This window comes from Pseudomonas oryzihabitans (assembly GCF_032027545.1).
GTDB lineage: Bacteria > Pseudomonadota > Gammaproteobacteria > Pseudomonadales > Pseudomonadaceae > Chryseomonas > Chryseomonas oryzihabitans_F.
Map to the genome: position 1 here is coordinate 459,010 of NZ_JAVSJB010000002.1, position 18,799 is coordinate 477,808.

At 67.3% G+C, this 18,799-nt stretch carries 16 protein-coding genes; 4 read left to right on the plus strand and 12 right to left on the minus strand.

Annotated features, from left to right (window positions below; genetic code table 11):
• Positions 1 to 954: an SDR family NAD(P)-dependent oxidoreductase gene (locus RND78_RS04545; protein WP_312726424.1), complete on the minus strand. Its 954-nt coding sequence runs from the start codon at positions 952 to 954 to the stop codon at positions 1 to 3.
• 106 nt (positions 955 to 1,060) lie between these two features.
• Between RND78_RS04545 and RND78_RS04550 the strand changes: the two genes are divergently transcribed.
• Entirely contained in the window at positions 1,061 to 1,990 is a 930-nt protein-coding gene (locus RND78_RS04550; RefSeq protein WP_312726426.1) for an AraC family transcriptional regulator, read from the plus strand.
• On the opposite strand, the gene RND78_RS04555 is transcribed toward RND78_RS04550, so the two are convergent.
• The 3 genes from RND78_RS04555 to RND78_RS04565 all read right to left on the minus strand — a co-directional run bounded on the left by RND78_RS04555 (position 1,980) and on the right by RND78_RS04565 (position 5,354).
• Positions 1,980 to 3,155, minus strand: coding sequence for a zinc-dependent alcohol dehydrogenase (locus RND78_RS04555; RefSeq protein WP_312726428.1), 1,176 nt, complete (start codon positions 3,153 to 3,155; stop codon positions 1,980 to 1,982). The two genes, RND78_RS04550 and RND78_RS04555, sit on opposite strands and share 11 nt — an antisense overlap.
• Complete coding sequence (locus RND78_RS04560) at positions 3,155 to 3,994, minus strand: SRPBCC family protein (protein ID WP_312726430.1); 840 nt, start codon at positions 3,992 to 3,994, stop codon at positions 3,155 to 3,157. Before RND78_RS04560 ends, RND78_RS04555 begins: the two co-directional genes overlap by 1 nt.
• A 154-nt stretch (positions 3,995 to 4,148) precedes the next feature.
• Positions 4,149 to 5,354, minus strand: coding sequence for an MFS transporter (locus RND78_RS04565; protein ID WP_312726431.1), 1,206 nt, complete (start codon positions 5,352 to 5,354; stop codon positions 4,149 to 4,151).
• Positions 5,355 to 5,461: 107 nt separating this feature from the next.
• Between RND78_RS04565 and RND78_RS04570 the strand changes: the two genes are divergently transcribed.
• Positions 5,462 to 6,376, plus strand: coding sequence for a LysR family transcriptional regulator (locus RND78_RS04570; RefSeq protein ID WP_312726433.1), 915 nt, complete (start codon positions 5,462 to 5,464; stop codon positions 6,374 to 6,376).
• Between the two features lie 20 nt (positions 6,377 to 6,396).
• Here the strand turns inward: RND78_RS04570 and sbcD are convergent, their stop codons facing one another.
• From sbcD to RND78_RS04585, 3 genes are all read right to left on the minus strand, one after another.
• Entirely contained in the window at positions 6,397 to 7,695 is a 1,299-nt protein-coding gene (gene sbcD, locus RND78_RS04575) for an exonuclease subunit SbcD (protein ID WP_312726435.1), read from the minus strand.
• Between the two features lie 548 nt (positions 7,696 to 8,243).
• Complete coding sequence (locus RND78_RS04580) at positions 8,244 to 9,452, minus strand: MFS transporter (protein WP_312726437.1); 1,209 nt, start codon at positions 9,450 to 9,452, stop codon at positions 8,244 to 8,246.
• Positions 9,449 to 10,642, minus strand: a complete 1,194-nt coding sequence (locus tag RND78_RS04585) for a serine hydrolase domain-containing protein (RefSeq protein WP_312726438.1) — start codon at positions 10,640 to 10,642, stop codon at positions 9,449 to 9,451. Before RND78_RS04585 ends, RND78_RS04580 begins: the two co-directional genes overlap by 4 nt.
• 121 nt (positions 10,643 to 10,763) lie before the next feature.
• Here RND78_RS04585 and RND78_RS04590 point away from each other — a divergent pair, with 121 nt between their 5' ends.
• On the plus strand, positions 10,764 to 11,666 hold the full coding sequence (locus tag RND78_RS04590) for a LysR family transcriptional regulator (protein ID WP_312726440.1): 903 nt from the start codon (positions 10,764 to 10,766) through the stop codon (positions 11,664 to 11,666).
• Between the two features lie 22 nt (positions 11,667 to 11,688).
• Here RND78_RS04590 and RND78_RS04595 read toward each other — a convergent pair whose 3' ends face one another.
• Entirely contained in the window at positions 11,689 to 12,549 is an 861-nt protein-coding gene (locus RND78_RS04595; protein ID WP_312726441.1) for a LysR family transcriptional regulator, read from the minus strand.
• A gap of 97 nt (positions 12,550 to 12,646) precedes the next feature.
• Between RND78_RS04595 and RND78_RS04600 the strand changes: the two genes are divergently transcribed.
• Positions 12,647 to 13,564: a DMT family transporter gene (locus tag RND78_RS04600; RefSeq protein ID WP_312726442.1), complete on the plus strand. Its 918-nt coding sequence runs from the start codon at positions 12,647 to 12,649 to the stop codon at positions 13,562 to 13,564.
• On the opposite strand, the gene RND78_RS04605 is transcribed toward RND78_RS04600, so the two are convergent.
• From RND78_RS04605 to RND78_RS04620, 4 genes are all read right to left on the minus strand, one after another.
• Positions 13,561 to 14,574, minus strand: coding sequence for a GlxA family transcriptional regulator (locus tag RND78_RS04605; protein WP_312726444.1), 1,014 nt, complete (start codon positions 14,572 to 14,574; stop codon positions 13,561 to 13,563). The two genes, RND78_RS04600 and RND78_RS04605, sit on opposite strands and share 4 nt — an antisense overlap.
• A 140-nt stretch (positions 14,575 to 14,714) precedes the next feature.
• Complete coding sequence (locus RND78_RS04610) at positions 14,715 to 15,950, minus strand: aromatic ring-hydroxylating dioxygenase subunit alpha (protein WP_312726445.1); 1,236 nt, start codon at positions 15,948 to 15,950, stop codon at positions 14,715 to 14,717.
• 215 nt (positions 15,951 to 16,165) lie between these two features.
• A complete protein-coding gene (locus tag RND78_RS04615; protein ID WP_312726446.1) occupies positions 16,166 to 17,509 on the minus strand; it encodes an MmgE/PrpD family protein in 1,344 nt (447 codons plus the stop codon).
• A 110-nt stretch (positions 17,510 to 17,619) separates the two neighbouring features.
• On the minus strand, positions 17,620 to 18,585 hold the full coding sequence (locus RND78_RS04620) for a LysR substrate-binding domain-containing protein (RefSeq protein WP_312726448.1): 966 nt from the start codon (positions 18,583 to 18,585) through the stop codon (positions 17,620 to 17,622).
• Between the last annotated feature and the right edge of the window lie 214 nt (positions 18,586 to 18,799).

The window sequence follows — 18,799 nt, forward strand, 5'->3', positions numbered from 1 at the left end:
TCAGGCGAAAGCATTCACACCCGTGCGCCGGGCCGACAGCTCCCACAGCCATGCCGCCGCCTCGGCATCCAGCGCATGGGGCATCACGCCGGTGGCGTCCGCGGTCGGGGCGTCCACCACCGGGGCCAGGTTGCAATCCTCGCAGTAGAGGCCGCCCAGGCCAGCCAACAGCGTCGAGGTAGCCGCCCAGACCTGGGTGGCAGCGCCCTGCGCGGGGGATTTGAACGAGGGATCGGCCGGTCGGCCGTTCGTGTCCAGCCAGCCGGCGGCGATCATTTCCTCTCGCGTCAGGTGCCGCTGCAAGGGCGTGAAGATCTTGCCCGGATGCAGGGAGAAGGCGCGAATGCCCGCCGACCGGGCCAAGCGATCCAGCTCCGCGGCGAACAGGGCATTGGCCGTCTTCGACTGACCGTAAGCCTGCCATTTGTCATAGCCCTGGGTGAAGTCGACATCCTCCCAGCGCATGGCGGAGAGCTGGTGCCCGGCCGAAGACACCTGGATCACCCGGGCACCCGCCGCCAGGTGCGGCAAGAGCAGATTGACCAGTGCGTAATGGCCCAGGTGATTGGTGGCGAACTGGGCTTCCCAGCCCGGCCCGACGCGGGTTTCTGCGCAGGCCATGATCCCGGCGCTACCGATGAGGATGTCCAGCGACGCTATCCGTGCGGAGCAGCGGGCGGCACAGTCGCGCACGCTGCCCAGGTCGCTCAGATCGAGTCGCTCGAACTCGACCGACGGCAGCTCGCCGAGGCTCGCCCGCGCGCGCTCCGGATCGCGGGCCGCGACGATGACCCGGGCGCCGGCCGCAGCCAGGGCGCGGGTGGTTTCCAGCCCAAGCCCCGAGTGGCCACCCGTCACCAAGGCAGTCGCGCCGGACAGGTCCAGGCCACTGACGACGTCCTGGGCCGTGGAGTGGGCGCCGAAGGGAGAATTCAGGGGAGATTGGTTGAGCATGGAGGGACTCCTGTGGTCGGTTGCGACAGGCCCCTAGTGTCTCGGGTGCAGGAACGGCGTTGAATGCGGAATAATCCGCTTTTCTGTCGAGAGCGTCCGGCTTTCCATGGACCCCCTGTCTTCGGTACTCAGCACCCTACAGCCCCAAAGCGCCCTCTTCGCCGGTTTGCAGGCCGGTCGCAACTGGGCGCTGAGCTTTCCGCCACCCGAGGGGATCAAGTTCAACGCCGTCATCGAGGGCCGTTGCTGGCTGAACGTCGCGGGCTTGGCCGATGCCGTCTCCCTGGACGCCGGCGACTGCTTTCTGCTGACCCAACCCCTGGCCTTCGCCCTGGCCAGCGATCCGAACCTGCCCACGACACCTGCAGCACCCTTGTACGCCGTCGCGCCCGCCGGCATTGCCCGCCACGGCAGTGCCGATGCATTCTTCCTGGTGGGTGGCCGGTTCACCTTCGCCACGAATGCGCGCCTGTTGTTCGAGGGCCTGCCCCCGGTCATCGTCATCCGCCACGACTCGGAACCCGCCTCGCTGTTGCGCTGGACCTTGCCCCTGCTGGCACGGGAACTGGCACAACCCGCCCCGGGCAGTGAACTGACCGTCCGGCAACTGGGCCAGCTGATGCTGGTACAGGCGTTGCGCCTGCACCTGAGTGATACCCGGCAATCCTTTCCCAATTGGTTACGGGCGCTGGCCGATGGCCAACTGGCACCGGCGATCCGGGCCATCCACGCCGATCCTGCGCGCCGCTGGACGGTCGCCGAATTGGCGGCGACCGCGCGGGTGTCCCGCTCGACCCTGGCCCTCAAGTTTAAGCTCAGTGCCGGCCTGGGCCCCCTGGAATACCTCACCCGCTGGCGTATGCTGCTGGCTACCACCGCCCTCACCCACGGACAGCAGACCGTCTCGGCCATCGCGGCGCAGCTCGGCTATCTCTCGGACAGTGCCTTCAGCCACGCCTTTCGCCGGGTCCTGGGCCAGTCGCCACGGGAGTACCGGACGCTGACCCAGGGCGAGCGAACCACTCCTAGGGCATGAACACCGCCCTCATGCAATTCTTGTCCTTGGTCTTGAACAGCTCGTAGCCGTAGGGCGACTCCTCCAGGCTCATCGGATGGGTGAGCAGGTAGGACGGGTCCAGTTCACCCTTGCGGATGTGCTCGAACAGCCGCTCCACATAGCGCTGCCCCGGCTGCTGACCGGACTTCAGGGTCAGGGCCTTGTTGACGATGGCGCCCATGGGGAATTTGTCGATCACCCCGCCATAGACCCCGATCACCGACACCGTGCCGCCCTTGCGGCAGGCGCGGATGGCCTGGCGCAGGGCCGAGCCGCGCTCGGTGTGCAGGCGCAGCAGTTGCTTGGTCTTGTCGTAGGCGTAGTCGACCTGGGTGCCATGGGCCTCCATGCCGACGCAATCCAGGCAGCGATCCGGGCCACGGCCGCCGGTCAGTTCCAGCAGGGCTTCGTGGATATTGGTGGTCTCGTAGTCGAGGGTGATGGCGCCGGCCTTTTGCGCCGCCAGTTGCAGGCGATCGCTGAAGCGGTCGATGGCGATGACCCGCTCGGCACCCAGCAGGTAGGCGCTGCGGATGGCCATCTGCCCGACCCCGCCACAGCCCCAGACCGCCACGGTATCGCCGGGCTGGATGTCGGCCAGGTCAGCCGCGTAGTAGCCGGTGGGCACGGCATCGGAGACGAATACCGCCTGGGCGTCGCTGACGCCATCGGGCACCTTGAACAGGTTGACGTCGGCATAGGGCACCCGCACGTAGGTGGCGTGGCTGCCGGCATAGCCGCCGAAGGCGTGGCTGTAGCCGAAGATGCCGGTGCAGGGCTGACCATAGGCCAGGTCGGTCAGCTCGGGCTTGGGATTGCTGTTGTCGCAGCAGTTGTAGTCCTCGCGCTGGCAGTGTTCGCAGTCACCGCAGCCGATGATGGAGATGGTGATCACCCGGTCGCCGATGGCCAGGTCCCCATTGCGCAGGCCGCTGCCGAGTTCGACTACCTCGGCGAGGAATTCGTGGCCGATGATGTCGCCGGGCTTCATGGCGGGGACGTAGCCGCCGAGCAGGTGCAGGTCCGAGCCGCATACCGAGGACATGATGACGCGCACGATGGCGTCACGCGGATTGAGGATTTCCGGGTCGGGAACGGTTTCCACTTGCAGACGGTTGGGCGCTTGCCAGGTCAGAGCGCGCATCATTCGGTCCTCGCGGGGGTGCCCAGGCCGGCATCGAGATCAGCCCGGGGTTCGTCGGCCGGCCGGGTGACCGGTGGATGGGAGGGCGCCAGCGGGCGACCGCTGCGGGTGACTTCGGGGGTGGCGATCTCGCCGGTCTCCAGCTGTTGCTTGAGCCGACGCAGGCCGAGGTTGACCGCCTTGCCGGTGAAGCGGCTGATGCCCTCGGTGACGGCATGGCCGAGCAGGCCGGCGGGCGCCTCGCAGGCCAGGACGGCCTGGACCAGGGTGCCACGGCCCTGAGGCGCATCGCTGAAGGTCAGGCTGGCCTTGTGCGCCATGATCGTGCCGGGCACGGTGCTCCAGAGCAGGAATTCGTTGTCGCGCCGCTCGCTCTGCTCCAGGGTCCAGCTGAGGGTACGGCCCAGGGGACCGGAGGCGTGCCAATGGCTGTCACCGTCGGCGCCCAGCTCGATACGGTCGACGAAAGGCAGCAGCTCGCGCAGGTGTTGCAGGTCGGTGCAGTAGGCGAACACCTCTTCGCGCGGCCGGGCGATGGTCACGCTGCGCTGGATAGCGGTGGGATTGCGCCAGCCCCAACGTTCGCCCAGGGCCTGCTCGAAGGGTGACGGCTGCAGCGCGGCCTTGAGTTCGCAACGCTGCCGTACTCCCCGGCTGAGCGCCATGGCGCCCAGCACCATCTTCACGCAGCCGGTCAGGCCGCCGCGGCGCAAACCGCCAAGGATCAGCAGGCCACCACCTACCAGGGAAATGACGCGCTCACTGCCCTGGACGTTGGGTACGAGGTTGTCGGAGCGCTCATGGCGTGTAGCGGCAAGGGGTTGCGATAGATCGTGCATGGGGGTCTCCTATGGCGGGTACGTAGGAGGGTGACCCCGGGGAAACGGACGTTGTTCCAGCTGGGAAAATCTGTCCGATGGAAGCGTTTCGCTGCGATCAGGCGGGCAATTCGCCGAGAACCTCGCGGGAAAGCCCTTCCAGGCGCGTGCGAGCTCAATCGAGTTGCCGCAGTGCACCCGTCTCCCGCCGGTCGAGCCAGCCGCTCACCAGGGTCAACACCAACCCCACCGCGACGAGGCAGGCTCCTACCCAGGGAGTGGCACCCAAGCCCAGGCGAGAATCGGCTACCCACCCGCCCATGAGCGCGCCCAGGGCGATGCCGGCATTGGCGGCCGAGACATTGAGTGTAGAGGCGACGTCCACACCGCCCGGCCGATAACGCTGAGCCAGTTGCACCACATACAGCGCCAGGCCCGGGACGTTACAGAACATCAGCGCGCCGAGGATAGCGAGGGTGAGCATGGCCCCAGGTATGGACACCGCCGTGAAGGAAAACAACCAGAGCACCAACGCCTGAGCGGCGAACATCAGCGCCAACGCCGGTAGTACGGCATCCTCGCTCACCCGTCCGCCCAGGACATTGCCAAGGATCAGGGAAACCCCGTAGAGCGCCAGCATCCAAGCAACGCCCGTCGCACTGAAGCCACTGATGTCGGTCAGGATGTTGGGCAGATAGGCGAAGGTGACGAAGGTGCCACCCCAGGCGCAAAAATTCATGCCGAACGCCACTAGCAGGCGACCGCTATTGAGCACCCTGAATTGTTCGCGCAGAGCGCTGGCGGGGGCGAGCTCGATCCGCCGCGGCAAGCTGACGGCCATCGCCAGCAAAGAAACCAGGCCGAGCGTCGCGACGAACCAGTAAGCCTGGGGCCACCCCAGGCGCTGGCCGATCAGGGTGGCCAGGGGGACACCTACGGCCACCGCTCCCGTCAGCCCGGCGAACACCAGAGCCACCGCCCAGGCACGGCGGTCAGGGGGCACGAAACTCGCGGCAATGGCCGCGCCGACACCGAAGAACACCCCATGGGGTAACGCCGACAGAACGCGAGCCAGCAGGAGAACTTCATAGCTGTCACTGAGAGCCGCCATGACATTGGCCAGCACGAACAGCGCCATGATCGCCAGCATCAGCGTCTTGCGCGATAGCCCGCCGGTCAGGGCTGCCAAAACGGGGGACCCCAGACTGACGCCCAGCGCATAGCCGCTGACCACCAAGCCGGCACGGGCCAGGCTGATCTCGAACTCGGCAGCGATCTGCGGTAGCACGCCGACACTGGCGTATTCGGTGGTGCCTATGGCGAAGCCGCCCACCATCATGGACAACAACGCCGGCAAGGCACGCCGTGGAATGGCGGACATGACGACCTCCTGGGAAAGCGCTCGGACGATGCGTGCCAGCCTAGGTAGAAAGAGCTTGGTGAAATAGCTAGGGTGGGTTCCATTCATTGTTGAAATGGATTCACAGGATGTCCCGCCAGAACATCAACCGGGCCTTCGACATGGAGGTTTTCAAGACCGTCGTCGCCAGCGAGGGGTTTACCCCGGCCGCCCGGACCCTGGGCCTGACCACATCGGCCGTCAGCAAGCTCGTCAGCCGTCTGGAGGCTCGCCTGGGCGTGAAGCTCCTGCATCGCACCACGCGCAGGCTCCAGCCCACGCCGGAAGGCCTCCTCTTCCACGAGCGCTGTCTCCGCATTCTCGATGACATCGACTGCGCGGAGCACGAAGCCGCCCAACGCGGTTCCCCCCGTGGTCGTGTACGCATCAACTGCCAGGTTGCCTTCGGCACCCATTACCTACTGCCCCAGTTGCCCGTCTTCCTCGCCCGTTATCCCGAGGTACAACTCGATGTGGTGCTGAGCGATCAGGTCGTGGACCTGCTGACCGAGCGTTGCGACGTCGCCATCCGCACCGGCCCCCTGCCGGACTCGCGCCTGAGCCAGCGCCGGATCGGTGCCAGCGATCTGGCACTGGTGGCCTCCCCTGCCTATCTCGAAAGTGCCGGCATACCGCAGCATCCCGAGGAGCTACGCGAACATCGGGGACTGGCCCTGACCTACGCACGGCATCTGGACGCCTGGCCGTTCGTCGACGCCCAAGGCAGCAGGCAGCTCATCACCCCGCGAGGCCCATTACGCCTGGGCGATGGCGAAAGTCTGCGGCAGATGGCCTTGGCAGGCTTGGGCATAGCCCGGCTCGCGCGCTATCACATAGCCGCAGACCTGGCAGAGGGCAGGCTAGTGGCGCTTCTGGAAAGGTGGAATCCCCGCGACCGCGAAGAGATCCGGGCCATCTTCGTCGGTCCGGGGCGGCACCTGCCCGCCCGTGTGCGGGTGTTGCTCGACTTCCTGGCGGAACAGTTGGCGCCAGAGCTGGCCTGAGCCTGGGATCTACAAGGCGATCAGGCGGGCAACTCGCCGAGAACCTCGCGGTAAAGGCCTTCCAGCCGGGTGCGCAGCTCGTCGTCCAGGCTCTCCTCAGCGAGGCGCTGCTGGAAGACGTCCAGCGGGCTGAGTTCCTCCAGCGTCTCGCGCTGGGTGCCCTGCAAGGTCGGCGCCGCTGCGCTGCGCGCCCGGCGTACCCGCAGCACCTCCAATGGCAATTCGGCCACCAGGGAGGAGATGCGCGGTTGCAGGTCAGCCAGGTAGTCGCCGCCGGCCACCACCACCTCGGCCCAGACCGGGCACTCGGCGCTGCCGTCGGCCGCCGCCCGCGTCAAAACCTCGCCCAGCGTGTCGAGCGTACCCTGCACCACCGCCAGGGGCTGGAAGCAAGGCACCGCCAGGGGCGTCACCCGCTCCAGCGCCGCGCCAAACTCCACCAGCAAGACTTCCTTGGCGCGCTCCTCGTCGAAGCTCAGGCACAGCGGCGAACCGCTGTAGCGGACGTGTTCCAGGCCACCGACCCGCTGGGGTCTATGGATGTGGCCGAGGGCGATGTAGTCCGCCGGCGGGAAGGCGCTGGTGGGGAAGGCATCCAGGCTACCGACGTAGATCTCCCGCACCGACTCGCTGGCGCTGGCGCCCACGGTGGTCAGGTGGCCGGTGGCGATGATCGGCAGGCCGCCGCCCAGCTCGGCGCGACGGGCCTCGGCCAGGCCATGGAGTTCTGCGTAGTGACCCTGGATGGCCTGTTGCAGCGCCTGGCGCTTGTCATCGGCGCTCTGCCCCGCCTGGCTCTGCACCACGTCGCGCGGGCGGACGAAGGGAATGCCGCAGAGCAGCGCAGCGATCTCGCCATCGCGGCGGCGCAGTTCCAGCAACTGATCGGCCGGCGTCGCGCTGACGCAGGGGATCACCCGGGTATCCAGACAGGCCAGCAACTCGCGTGACTCGGCCAGCACCGCGGCGGAATCATGGTTGCCACCCAGCACCACCAGGCTGGCACCCGTGCCGCGCAGGGCGACGATGAAGCCGTTGTACAGCTCGCGGGCATAGCTCGGCGGTGTAGCGGTATCGAAGATGTCCCCCGCCACCAGCACCACGTCCACCTGCTGCTCTTCCACCTGGCCCACCAACCAGGTCAGAAACGCCCGATGCTCGGCCTCGCGGGTGCGGCCAAGGAAATGCTGCCCCAGATGCCAATCGGAGGTGTGCAGCAGCCGTAGGCCGCCTGCTGGCGACGCCTTGCGCGCGCGCTTGGGCTTGGGTTTTTCCACAGGAACGGCAGGGGGCAGATCGAAGAGCGGGAGGTTTTCCATGGTCAGGCGGGTCGAAGCGGCAAAGACGAGCAGTATCCTCCTCCCATCGCACCGAAGGAAACCCACACCGGGACACCCGGCGGATTGATCATCTCGCGTATGCCGCCAGATGTCGCCGCAACCCCAGGGGACGAGACTGAGCAGCCCCAACACCGCCAAGGCCAGCCCGACCCACAGCAGGGCGCACAGGCCCTGACCGGCGTCGATGGCCGCACCGCCGGCCCAGGCGCGCCTTCGCGGGGTTAGCCTTCAGTTCCCGTCAGGGTCGAGTGGGTGCCGCTGGCTGCCCAAATGCACAACCCCAGGACTCGTTGAACAAGCACAAATCCCGCACCGCTAACGCTTGACTGCCTGCTCTAGCGTCGTCTCCCCTTCCCCATCGGCGCCCTTAGAGCCTGTTCACGATCTCGCGAGTTAGAGACAATTAAGGCCTAGGCGGCCCCACGAAAACAACTGAGGAAGCGGATCGGACCCGCGCTCGGGTTTACGAGTGGTAAATGAGCATTGCGACGGGGCCGCCTAGGTGGGGCTGGCCTTCCAGGCCGTTTTCAACGCCGTTTGGCCGACGCGCAGCAGATCGTGAACAGGCTCTTAGGCTGCGGAAAGCCATGCCGCCTCGCACGCCCTACCACTACCAGCGTCACCCCGAGCAGACCCAGCAAGACCGGGGCGAAGGCGCTGACGCCCAGGCGTTCGAGCAATACGCCGCCGAGCAGGCCACCACCGGCGATCGCCAGGTTCCAGGTGGTGACCAACATGGACTGGGCGATATCCGCCGCCTGGCCGGCGGCCTTGGCCAAGGCGGTCTGGAACAGGGTTGCAGCACCACCGAAGGCCAGGCCCCAGACGGCGAGCGCGGCATAGACCAAGGCAGGCGTAGTTCCCGCCAGGTTGAGCGTAAGGACGGCAAGGCCGAACAGCAGGGTGCTGACCAGGGTCAGGGCGCGCAGGTGGCGGTCGATCAGCACACCGACGATCCAGATGCCAAGCAGCGAGGCCAAGCCGAAGACCAGCAGCGCTAGATCCGTGCGCTCGGCCAGGTCGGCAGCCGCCAGGAAGGGCGCGATGTAGGTGAAGAGCAGGTTGTGCGCCAGCACGAAGGTCAACACCACCAGCAGCACCGGGCGTACGCCAGGCACCTCGAATACCGCACGCAGGGTCAGTCGCCGGTCCGCCGGCTGGCCCGGGAAGTCCGGCAAGCCGAGGCGGACCCAGAGCATGAGCGCCAGGGCGAGTACGCTCATGCTGCCGAAGCACCAGCGCCAGCCCACCAGGCTGCCGAGCCAGGTGCCCGCCGGTACGCCAAGGGAAAGCGCCAGGGGCGTTCCCAGCATGGCGATGGCAATGGCGCGGCCGCGCTGCTGCTCAGGAACCAGGCGGGCGGTATAGCCTGCCAGCAGGGCCCACAACAATCCGGCCGCCATGCCGGCCAGGAAACGCGCCGCCAGCGTCAGCGGATAGCAGGTGGACAGCGCGGTCAGGGTATTGGCGATGACGAAACCGGCGAGGGCGACCAGCAGGAGCCCACGGCGGCACCGGCCCTGGGTAGCGGTGGTGAGGGGAATCGCCGCCAGCAGCGAGCCTAAGGCGTAGATCGTCACGGTCTGGCCGATCCAACCCTCGCTGACCGCCAGGCCCTGGGCCATCTGCGGCAGCAAACCCGCGGGCAGTGCCTCGGTGAGGATGGTGACGAAGGCCGCCATGGCCAACGCCAGCAGTGCCCCCAGTGGTAGGCGGTCTTGGGCCGGGCGACTCATAGCCCGGACTCCACGCTGGCATAGACCGCATCGCGCAGATCGGTCACTAAAGGACCGGACATGCCTTCGTAAAGGGTATTGGTGAAGGCCACCACGCTCAGCCCCCGCTGGCGGTCGACGAACCAGGAATGGCCATAGGCCCCGCCCCAGCGCCAGGTCCCGGGGGATTCGGGTGAAGCGGCGAGCGACGGATCGCGCAGCACCGAGCCAAGCAAGCCGAAGCCGAAACCCGGCGCGCCGGGCAACGCCAGACCTCCGGTCTGATCGCGCCCCAGTTCCTCCACCAGCTCGCCCGTTAGCAAGGGCTCGCCACCGCGCCGCAGGGTTTCCAGCAGGCGCAGGAAGTCCCCGGCAGTCCCCGCCATGCCGGCGCCTCCGGAAGGAAAGGCCTGGGCGTCGAAGATGCGTGCCGGGCTGTAGGTGATACCGACGATTCCCTCGAACTCCGGGACCCGCTCACCCTCGACCAAGGGATGCGGACGCGGCCGGTCGCTGACGTAAGGGGTGGCCAGCCGCAGCGAATCGCGAGCGACGAAGTCGGTATCGGTCATGCCCAGGGGCCCGGTCACCAGATGTCTTATCGCCTCGGCCAAGGGAGCACCGTGAATACGCTCGACCAGGGCTCCCAGCACATCGGTTGCCAGGGAATAGCCCCAGGCGCTGCCCGGCGCGTACCGCAGCGGCACGCTGACCAGGCGGCGCAGGTTCTCCGCCAGGGTGATCCCGGCGGCATCCATCCCATCCGAGACGCCGGCCCGGGCATAGGGCCCCTCCCCGTCGGCCTCCAGGAAACGGTAACCCAGGCCGGCGGTGTGGCTGAGCAGCTGCCGCGCGGTAAGGGTGGCCGGGCTACCGTCGGCCAAGCGTGGGCGAAACTCGGGCAGCCAGGTTGCGATGGGCGCGTCGAGCGCCAGCAGGCCGCGCGCCACCAGCACCAGGGCGGCGGTGGCGACGATGGGTTTGCTCACTGACGCCAGGCGGAACAGCGTCGCAAGGGTCATCGGCCGGACGCTTTCACGATCGGCGAAACCGGCGGCCTGTCGATGGATGAGCTCGCCGTGCCGGGCGACGAGGACGACGGCACCGACCAGGCGCTGCTCATCCAGGGCTCGCTGGACGACCGCCTGGATAGGAGCGGACAGGGGAAGGTCGGGGACGGCGCTATCTTGGGGTTCCTGGAGAGTCGTCATGGCAAGGCCTCGCTGTGGGGGTCAAAGCCGCGACGATAAAAAGCCTGGGATTGGAGAAAAAGTAGGCTAGAGTTCCTCGATGTGCGGAGCTGGATGTCCGCAATCTGCAACAGAGGGCGTCATGGACAGCCTCAACGGTTTCGTGGTGTTCGTACAGGTCGCCGAGACACGCAGCTTCGTCGCCGCTGGCCGCCTGTTGGGCGTATCCGCCTCGGCCATCGGCAAGAGCGTGGCGCGCCTGGAAGATAAGCTGGGCGTGCGCCTGTTCCATCGCAGCACGCGCAGCGTCACCCTGACGGCCGAGGGCACCCTCTTCCTGGAGCGCAGTCGGCGCATCCTCGCCGAGATCGAGGCGGCGGAGCTGGAGTTGTCGCAAGCCACCGGCACCCCGCGTGGACGCCTGCGAGTGAGCCTGCCCCTGGTCAGCAGCCTGGTGTTGCCGGTGCTTGGCGACTTCATGCGCGAGTATCCGCAGATCGAGCTGGATCTGGATTTCACCGATCGCCTGGTCGATGTCATCGAGGAGGGGTTCGACGCCGTGGTCCGTACCGGCGAACCCTCAGATTCACGCTTGGCAGCCCATCGACTGGGCAGCTTTCGGATGCACCTGGTCGCTTCGCCCGGCTATCTGGCCCAGCGGGGCACGCCGCAGACACCAGCCGACCTGCTGCACCATACCTGCCTGCATTACCGCTTTCCCAACAGCGGCAAGCTGGAAGCCTGGGCGCTGCGGCGTTTACCCGGCGAAGCGGAGGTGGTCCTGCCCACCTCGATGATCTGCAACAACATCGAGACCCGCCTGTGCTTCGCCCTGCGCGGCTTGGGCATCGCCTACCTGCCGGATTTCGCAGTGGCGGAGGCCCTGGCCGAGGGCAGGCTGCGTACCATGCTGGCCGAGCGGCTGGAGTACAACGGGGTCTTCCACGTGCTCTGGCCGGTCAGCAAGCAACCGGCGCCCAAGGTCCGCGCCCTGGTGGATTTTCTCTGCGCGCGTCTGCTGCCGGCGAACGCAGGTCGGGAGTGATCGGCTGATCTGGGCCGCCAGGCTACAACCGAAAATCCTCGGCGATCAGGGCCGCCAGGTGGGCGCAGGCCGGGCTGCGTTCGCCGGGCGGAGAGGCCAGGCGCAATTCGTGCACCGGCAACTGGGGAAAGCCCTCTTCCGGCGTGAGTTCGCGCATCAGGGGCGTCATCCGCACCCGGTCGATGATGGCCACCGCCTGGCCCAACTCCACCGCTGCTTCCAGCGCCGAGGCCGCGGCGCTGGTGACCACCGCCTGCCAGTTACGGCCTTGCCCGGTCAGCAGGTCGATGCCCAGCTCGCGATAGCTGCAGCCCTCGCCGTGCAGCGCCAGGGGCACACTGGATTCCGGAGATAGCGGCAGGCCGGGCCCGGCGACCCAGACCGGCTGGGTATGGCCGAACACCTGGCCATCCGCCTGACCGTCGCGCGGCGGTCCCACCAGCAGCGCCAGGTCCAGCAGGCCCTGGCCGAGCCAGCGTCTGAGCTGGCCGCTGTTGCCGGTGAGCACCTCGAGCACGATGCCCGGATGTTCGCTGCGCAGCCGGGGCAGCACCTCCTTGAGCAGTCGGGCCGCATAATCCTCGGCCACCCCGAAACGCACCTCGCCCATCACCGGCTGGCCGGTGAACCCGGCGAGTATCCGGTCGTGGGCCTGCAGCAGCTCGGCGGTCTCCAGCAGCACGCGGCGTCCGAGCGGAGTCAGGGTCACGGCCTGGTTGTCGCGCTCGAACAGTCGGCCACCGGTCTGCTCTTCCAGCCGGCGGATCTGGCTGCTCACCGCCGAGGGGCTACGATTGAGCTGCAGCGAGGCGGCGCGGAACTGGCCCAGGCGGACGATGGTGTGGAAGGTGCGCAGGACATCGATATCGAGGGGCAGAGGCATGATGCGCTTTTATCGAACCATAGATGCCAATAATGTCGTTTGAGTGTATTACTACTCTGAGCCAGGCTCAAGGCATCCCGTCACCTGGAGCCTGGTCATGTCCCCTGTACTGTCTTCGCCGTTGTTACGTCAATTCGCCCTGGTGCTGTGCTGGAGTGCCGGCTTCGTCGGCTATCGCTACGCCGCCGAACAGGCGCCCACGCTGCTGGTGACGCTCTGGCGCTTCGCCCTGGCCGCGCTGCTGCTGTTGCCCTTCGCCTGGGCCGAACTACGGCGGCTGCCGCTGCGGATCATCGGGCAGCAGGCGACCCTTGGCGTCCTCGCCTTCGCCGGCTGCATCGCGCCCTCGGCCAAGGCCATCGAGCTGGGGGTCTCGCCAGGGTTGGCTGCCCTGCTCTCGGACCTGTCGCCCTTGCTGGTGGCCCTGGGTTGCTGCCTGCTGCCCGGCCAGCGCACCAGCGGACGACAGTGGCTGGGGCTAGCCCTGGGCCTGACCGGGGTGCTGCTGGCCACCGGGGCTGGATTGGGCCTGGGTGTGGCACCAGGTTGGGCCTATGCCCTGCCCCTGGGCGGCGCCCTGGCGCTGGCCCTGGCGACCCTGGTGCAAAGCCGGCTGCCGGCGGTAAGTCTGGCCCTGCCGACCCAGCTGTTCATTCAGCTTACGGCTAGCAGCCTGCTGATGACGGTAGTCGCTGGCCTGGATGGCCCGCTGCGGCCGCCGCTGACGCCTGGCTTCGCCCTTGCGCTGCTCTGGCTGCTGATCCCGACGCTGCTCGGCTATGGCCTCTACTGGCTGTGCCTGCGCCAGGGCAGTCCCCAGGCGGTGAGCGGCGCCCTCTATCTCAGTCCGCCGGTGGCGCTGCTCTGGGCCTGGGCCTGCTTCGACGAACCCCTGGCACCCGGCATGCTGCTCGGCCTGCTGTTCGCCCTGGCCGGGTTGCTCTGCCTGAATGCAGCGGAGCGGCCAAAAACCGAACGGCCACCGCTGGCCAAGGGGGCCTGTCGCCAGGCCTAGTACTTCAACCGCCGCTCCTTGGAGGGCGGATAGCCGAAGTAGGCCGAATACCTCTTGCTGAAGTGGGTGACCGAGGTGAAGCCGCAGGCCACCGCCACTTCCAGTACCGACAGGGTGGAGTGCTGCAGCAGGCGTCGCCCTTCGGTGATGCGCAATTCCAGGTAGTAGCGCATGGGCGCGGTGTCGAGCTGCTCGCGGAACAGCCGCTCGACCTGGCGCCGCGAGCGGCCGGCGTAGTCGCAGAGTTGCTCGATGGTCAGGGGTTCTTCGATGTTGGCCTCCATCAGGGTCACCACCTCGCGCAGCGGCGGGGTCATCTGCACCTTGAGCGTCGGGTTGACCTGGCGGAAGCGCGACTCCTCGAAGGCGAGGATGTTGACCAGGCCGTCGGCCAGGGCGCTGCCGCATTGGGCGCCGATCCATTCGAGGAAGAGGTGGAAGGCGCCGCTGGGACTGGCGGCGGTCAGCCGGTCGCGATCCAGCACATGGCTTTCCGCCGAGGTCTTGCAGCCGCGGACCCGCTCGCTGAAGGCGCTGCGCTGCTCGGGATGGATGGCGCAGCGGTAGCCGTCCAGCATCCCGGCCTGACCCAATTGCCAGGCGCCGTTCCACAGGCCGCAGAGGGTGACCTGCTGCTTGGCCGCGCGCACCAGCAGGGCCTTGAGACGCGGATCGAGTTCCAATGGAGTGCGCAGGCCGCCGCAGACCACCAGCAGGTCGAAGCGGGCGCTCTCCGCGGCGCGGTAGTCGCCATCCGGACGGATGACGATGCCCAGGTCGCTGAGCACCTCGGCGCCGGTTGGGCTGTAGGTCTGGGTGGCGAAGGTGCCGGCCGCCAGCAGGTTGGCGGTGACCAGGGTGTCCAGCGCCTGGGTGAAGGACGGCAGGGAGAAGTGATCGAGCAGGAGGAAGCCGACCAGCCGGGAAAATTCCGGCTTTGGTCGCGTCGACTGCAACTGCAGGTAGTTCTTGCCCTGGATACCGCTGCCGAAGGTTCTCGAATCGATCACGTCGTACCGCCCTGCCTTGCGCCTGGGCCCATCCTAGCCCAAGCCCTCCCCTTGCTCGGCGAGAGAACCGCCGCCCACCAATTCGCCAACGACCAGGCCCCGCGACCCCGGTGACGGGACGGAACCTGGGTGGGGCGGAATCAACCCACGGATTGCAACGGCATCGGGCCTTGCAGACGCTCCAGCAGGGTGGCGCAGTACCAGTCGTCGAACTGGCAGACGCCATTCTCGGCGACTTCCGAGTAGGGACCGGGCTCGTAGGACGGTGAGTTGACCCCGGCCTGGGTACCTTCCACCAGCCGGCGATCCTGGTCGTTGGTGGCGATCCACACCTTGGTCAGGCGCTCCAGGTCGTAGTCCACCCCTTCCACGGCGGATTCCGGCACCAGCCACTTGGTGGTCACCAGGGTTTCGTTGGGGCCGAGGGGCAGCACGCGGAAGGTCAGGGCGTGATCGCCGAGGAAGTGGTTCCAGGTGGAGGGATAGTTGAAATAGAGCAGCGCGCCGATGTCGGGCTCACCACTACGGTCCAGGCGCCCCGCCACCGCCGGCTGGCCATCCATCGTGTAGCTCAGCGCGCCGGCGGAGAGCGGGATGCGGGTCATGCGGAAGCGGTCGTGAATATCCATCACCAGCTTGCTGGGCAGCCCGGCGCGCTCGCAGCGGGCCCAGTGGGCGGTCAGCTCCGGATCGTCCGCGTCGCTCACGCCGGCTACCGAGAGATTCTCGACGTAGGAGTTGAGCAGTTCGGGGTGGGTACCGTCGCAGTGGTAGCACTCGCGGTTGTTCTCGAACACCAGTTTCCAGTTGCCGCGCTCGATCAGGTTGGAGGTGAAGGCCACCTTGCAGTTGTCGAGGCAGTGCGGGGCGAGAAAGGGCTTGACCGCCGCGCGGAAGGCTTCGAAATCCGGCGCCTTGGCCGCCACGCAGACATAGATGCAGCTTTCCACCACTGCCAGGTGCACCGGCTTGAGGCCGTACTGGGTCTTGTCGAAATCGGCGCCCATGTTGCCAGCGAACAACAGGTTGCCGTCCAGCTCGTAGGTCCACTTGTGATAGGGACAGACCAACTTGGCGACCTTGCCCTGCTCGTGCTCGCAGATCCTGGCGCCGCGGTGGCGACAGGCGTTGTGGAAGGCGCGTAACTGGCCGTCCTTGCTGCGCACCACCGCCACCGGATAGTCGCCGACCTGCAGGATGAAGTACTGGCCGGGCTTGGCGATCTCGAAGGTATGACCGGCGAAGATCCAGTCGCGGTGCCAGAACTGTTCTAGGTCCTGGCGATAGACCGCGGGATCGCTGTACAGCTCGCGGGGCAGCGAATGCCGGGGTTTGCGTTTGGCGATCAGGTCGATGACGGCTTGCTGGGGATTCATGGTCACGGCTCCTCGGGCGGCTGGCAGCTTCGGTTAAGGCTGTCGTTGTTATTGGGGGTCCGCAGCGACGCGGAAATGCTTGGACGATCGTCACGCGCGGCGGGGCGACGAGGCAGCCGGAGCTGGCTGCGGGAATCAGGCTACTGGTCGCAGCCTAGGTCGCCGCTCGCCCGCGTCACAAACGACATTTCGGACGGGCAAAGCATGCGCTGGGGTTATCGGTGCCAGGGCGCGAAGATCGGCGCCAGGGTTTCGATGGCCACGGGGGCGCCCTCCAGCTCCAGCACCGCCCCCTTCACCGCCGCCCGAGCGGCGGGGCTCAGGTTGACGGCGGCGAACAGCTCGAACTTGGCCTCGATGTCGGCCAGGGTCAGCGGCTGGTGCGGATCGCCCAGGGCCGCGGTGATCGGCGAGGTGAAGGTGGTGCCGTCGTGCAGGCGCACCGTCACCCGCGAGAGGATTTCCTCCGGGAAGCGCGCCGACAGGTCCGCCGCCTCGACGATCTCGATGCGCTCGCTCACCGCCAGGATGTCCGCCGCGCCGATCGCCGCGCCGGTGACCTCCTCCGGCCCCACCCGCCCGCGGGCGATCAGCGCCGCCAGGGGGAAGGCCAGGGCGTACTGGGCTTCGTCGGCATCGGCCGGGCGATGCCCCTGCAGGCAACTGGATTCCCGGAAGGTCTCCACGCGAATGGCGGCGACGGACGCGGTGTCGATCTGCGGGTGCTCCGCGCTCAGGCGGGTCATGGCGGTGAGCGCCGGCTGTGCCCAACGGCATACCGGCCAGGGCTTGAAGTACTGAGCATCGATCTCCCAGCGGCTACCGAGGTCGCTCCAGTAGGGACTGGCGACCTCGGCCTCGAGGGTTTCCGCCGGCGCCCCGGTGACGCCCTCGCGGGCCAGCAGCAGGGTATTGAGGCCGTTGTAGGCACCGGCACCATGGGCATCGCGCAGCATGGTGGGATGCTCGATCACCCGCATCATCGGACAGCGGGCGGCGAAGTACTCGGCGATGCCCAGGGCATGGCGGAAGGTGGTCTCGTCCAGCCCCAGCAGGCGCGCACCGCCGCAGACCACCCCGCTGGCCGAGAAGCCGCCGGAGGCGTGGTAGGTCGGCGAGGTGGCCATCAGGGCGACGCCCGCGCGCAGGCCGGTCTCGTAACCCAGGCACAGGGCTTCGAGCAGTTCGCGGCCGCTGATGATCCGACCCTGGGCATGCAGGGCATCGGCCAGGGCCAGCAGCGCCGGGACCACGGTGGCGCCGGCGTGGCCCTTGGAGGTGAAGTGGCCTTCGTGGGCGTCCAGGCTGTCGGCGGTGAAGCCACCGGCCCAACCGGCGCCCAGCAGGTTCACCGGGGTGCCATCGAAGGGCAAGCGGGCGAGGAATTCACCACCGGGATAGTGCTTGCGTGCGTAGCGATAGAGAGTCTGGCTGGTGGCGTTGGACACCGCCCCGGCCATGGTGCCGAGGATGTCCAGCAGGCTCTTCTGCAGGATCGCCCGGGTATGGCGAGGTACTTGGTCCAGGGTGAAATCTCGGCAAAAGGCGTATAGCGACATCCTCGGGCTCCTCGTTCTGTTCTGACCGAACGCTGGGGGTCAACACACAATGAGCCAGGGTTGGGCGCCCCTTCTAACGACTTTTCCGCCGGGCAAAGGATAACGCCAGGTCAGGCAGGCGCCCGCCCGAGCCGCCCGAGCAGCCACTGCTGGAAGCGCCGCACCGCCTCGTGATCCTCGGCTTCCTCGCGGATCGACAGGTAGTGCCGGCTGTTGCGCAGCACCACCTGCTCCTGGATCGGCCGCACCAGCAGCCCCTGCTCAAGCAGGGCCGCCACCAAGTGGTTCCAGCCCAGGCTAATGCCCTGGTGGGTGAGCACCATGCCGATGATCAGGTTGTAGTCGTTGGCATTGAACAGCTGCGGACTGCCGGCCGGGCGCTCGTCCAGGTCCACCCCCTGGAAGGCCAGCCAGACGCCCCAGTCGACGTGCTCGGCCACCTGGGAGCGGCCATAGGGACTGAGGTTGAGCAGTGCCGCGTCGCGCACCCCTTCGAGGCTGCGGATCTGCGGATTGCGCTCCAGGTAGAGCGGCGAACACACCGGATAGATGATGTCGTGGAACAGCGCGGTGCTGTGATAGCCCTCGCGCACCTTGGGCATCTTGGTGATGAAGACGTCCGGCTGCACCCCCGGCTCCATGGCCAGGAAGTTCTGGGTGGTGACCAGGTTGAGTTCGATGTCGCCGTGCTGGGCGAAGAAGTCCGGCAGGTGGTGGGACAGCCACAGCGCCGAGAACGCCGGGGAGCAGCACAGGGTGAGCATGCGCTTGGCCGCCTGGTTGCTGCGGATGCGTTCGGCGGCCTGGGCGATGTTGACGAAGGATAACTGGGCCGCATCGAAGAACAGCTCGCCCGCCGGGGTCAGCGCCACCGCGCGACCGACCCGACTGAACAGCTGGGCACCGAGATAGCCCTCCAGCTCGCGAATCTGCCGGCTGATGGCCGCCTGGGAAACGCACAGCGCCTCGGCGGCGCGGGTGAAGCTTTCGTACTTGGCCGCCGCCACGAAGGCCTTGACGGCGCGCAGCGAGGGCATTTTCAGCAGCAGCGTATCGGGATCGACGGGTTTGGACATCGCGCTTCTCGACGAAGGGGACGGGTGGAAGACACGATTATTGGCCGCGCGTTGCCGACCTTAGAACCCCCGGCGCCACCTGGCATATCCCACGACGACAATCCTGGCGCGCCCAGCGAACTCATAACGGGACGTTATCAAATCGGGCGCGGAAATGTTGTTGGATTTGCCAGGGATGAGCTTATAGATTTGCTGTAAAGCCCCTGCCAAGAGG

Excerpts from the sequence above, each read along its gene's own strand:
- RND78_RS04545 (WP_312726424.1), bottom strand. The coding sequence starts at position 954 with ATGCTCAACCAATCTCCCCTGAATTCTCCCTTCGGCGCCCACTCCACG.
- RND78_RS04550 (WP_312726426.1), top strand. The coding sequence starts at position 1,061 with ATGGACCCCCTGTCTTCGGTACTCAGCACCCTACAGCCCCAAAGCGCC.
- RND78_RS04555 (WP_312726428.1), bottom strand. The coding sequence starts at position 3,155 with ATGCGCGCTCTGACCTGGCAAGCGCCCAACCGTCTGCAAGTGGAAACC.
- RND78_RS04560 (WP_312726430.1), bottom strand. The coding sequence starts at position 3,994 with ATGCACGATCTATCGCAACCCCTTGCCGCTACACGCCATGAGCGCTCC.
- RND78_RS04565 (WP_312726431.1), bottom strand. The coding sequence starts at position 5,354 with ATGTCCGCCATTCCACGGCGTGCCTTGCCGGCGTTGTTGTCCATGATG.
- RND78_RS04570 (WP_312726433.1), top strand. The coding sequence starts at position 5,462 with ATGTCCCGCCAGAACATCAACCGGGCCTTCGACATGGAGGTTTTCAAG.
- sbcD (WP_312726435.1), bottom strand. The coding sequence starts at position 7,695 with ATGGAAAACCTCCCGCTCTTCGATCTGCCCCCTGCCGTTCCTGTGGAA.
- RND78_RS04580 (WP_312726437.1), bottom strand. The coding sequence starts at position 9,452 with ATGAGTCGCCCGGCCCAAGACCGCCTACCACTGGGGGCACTGCTGGCG.
- RND78_RS04585 (WP_312726438.1), bottom strand. The coding sequence starts at position 10,642 with ATGACGACTCTCCAGGAACCCCAAGATAGCGCCGTCCCCGACCTTCCC.
- RND78_RS04590 (WP_312726440.1), top strand. The coding sequence starts at position 10,764 with ATGGACAGCCTCAACGGTTTCGTGGTGTTCGTACAGGTCGCCGAGACA.
- RND78_RS04595 (WP_312726441.1), bottom strand. The coding sequence starts at position 12,549 with ATGCCTCTGCCCCTCGATATCGATGTCCTGCGCACCTTCCACACCATC.
- RND78_RS04600 (WP_312726442.1), top strand. The coding sequence starts at position 12,647 with ATGTCCCCTGTACTGTCTTCGCCGTTGTTACGTCAATTCGCCCTGGTG.
- RND78_RS04610 (WP_312726445.1), bottom strand. The coding sequence starts at position 15,950 with ATGAATCCCCAGCAAGCCGTCATCGACCTGATCGCCAAACGCAAACCC.
- RND78_RS04615 (WP_312726446.1), bottom strand. The coding sequence starts at position 17,509 with ATGTCGCTATACGCCTTTTGCCGAGATTTCACCCTGGACCAAGTACCT.
- RND78_RS04620 (WP_312726448.1), bottom strand. The coding sequence starts at position 18,585 with ATGTCCAAACCCGTCGATCCCGATACGCTGCTGCTGAAAATGCCCTCG.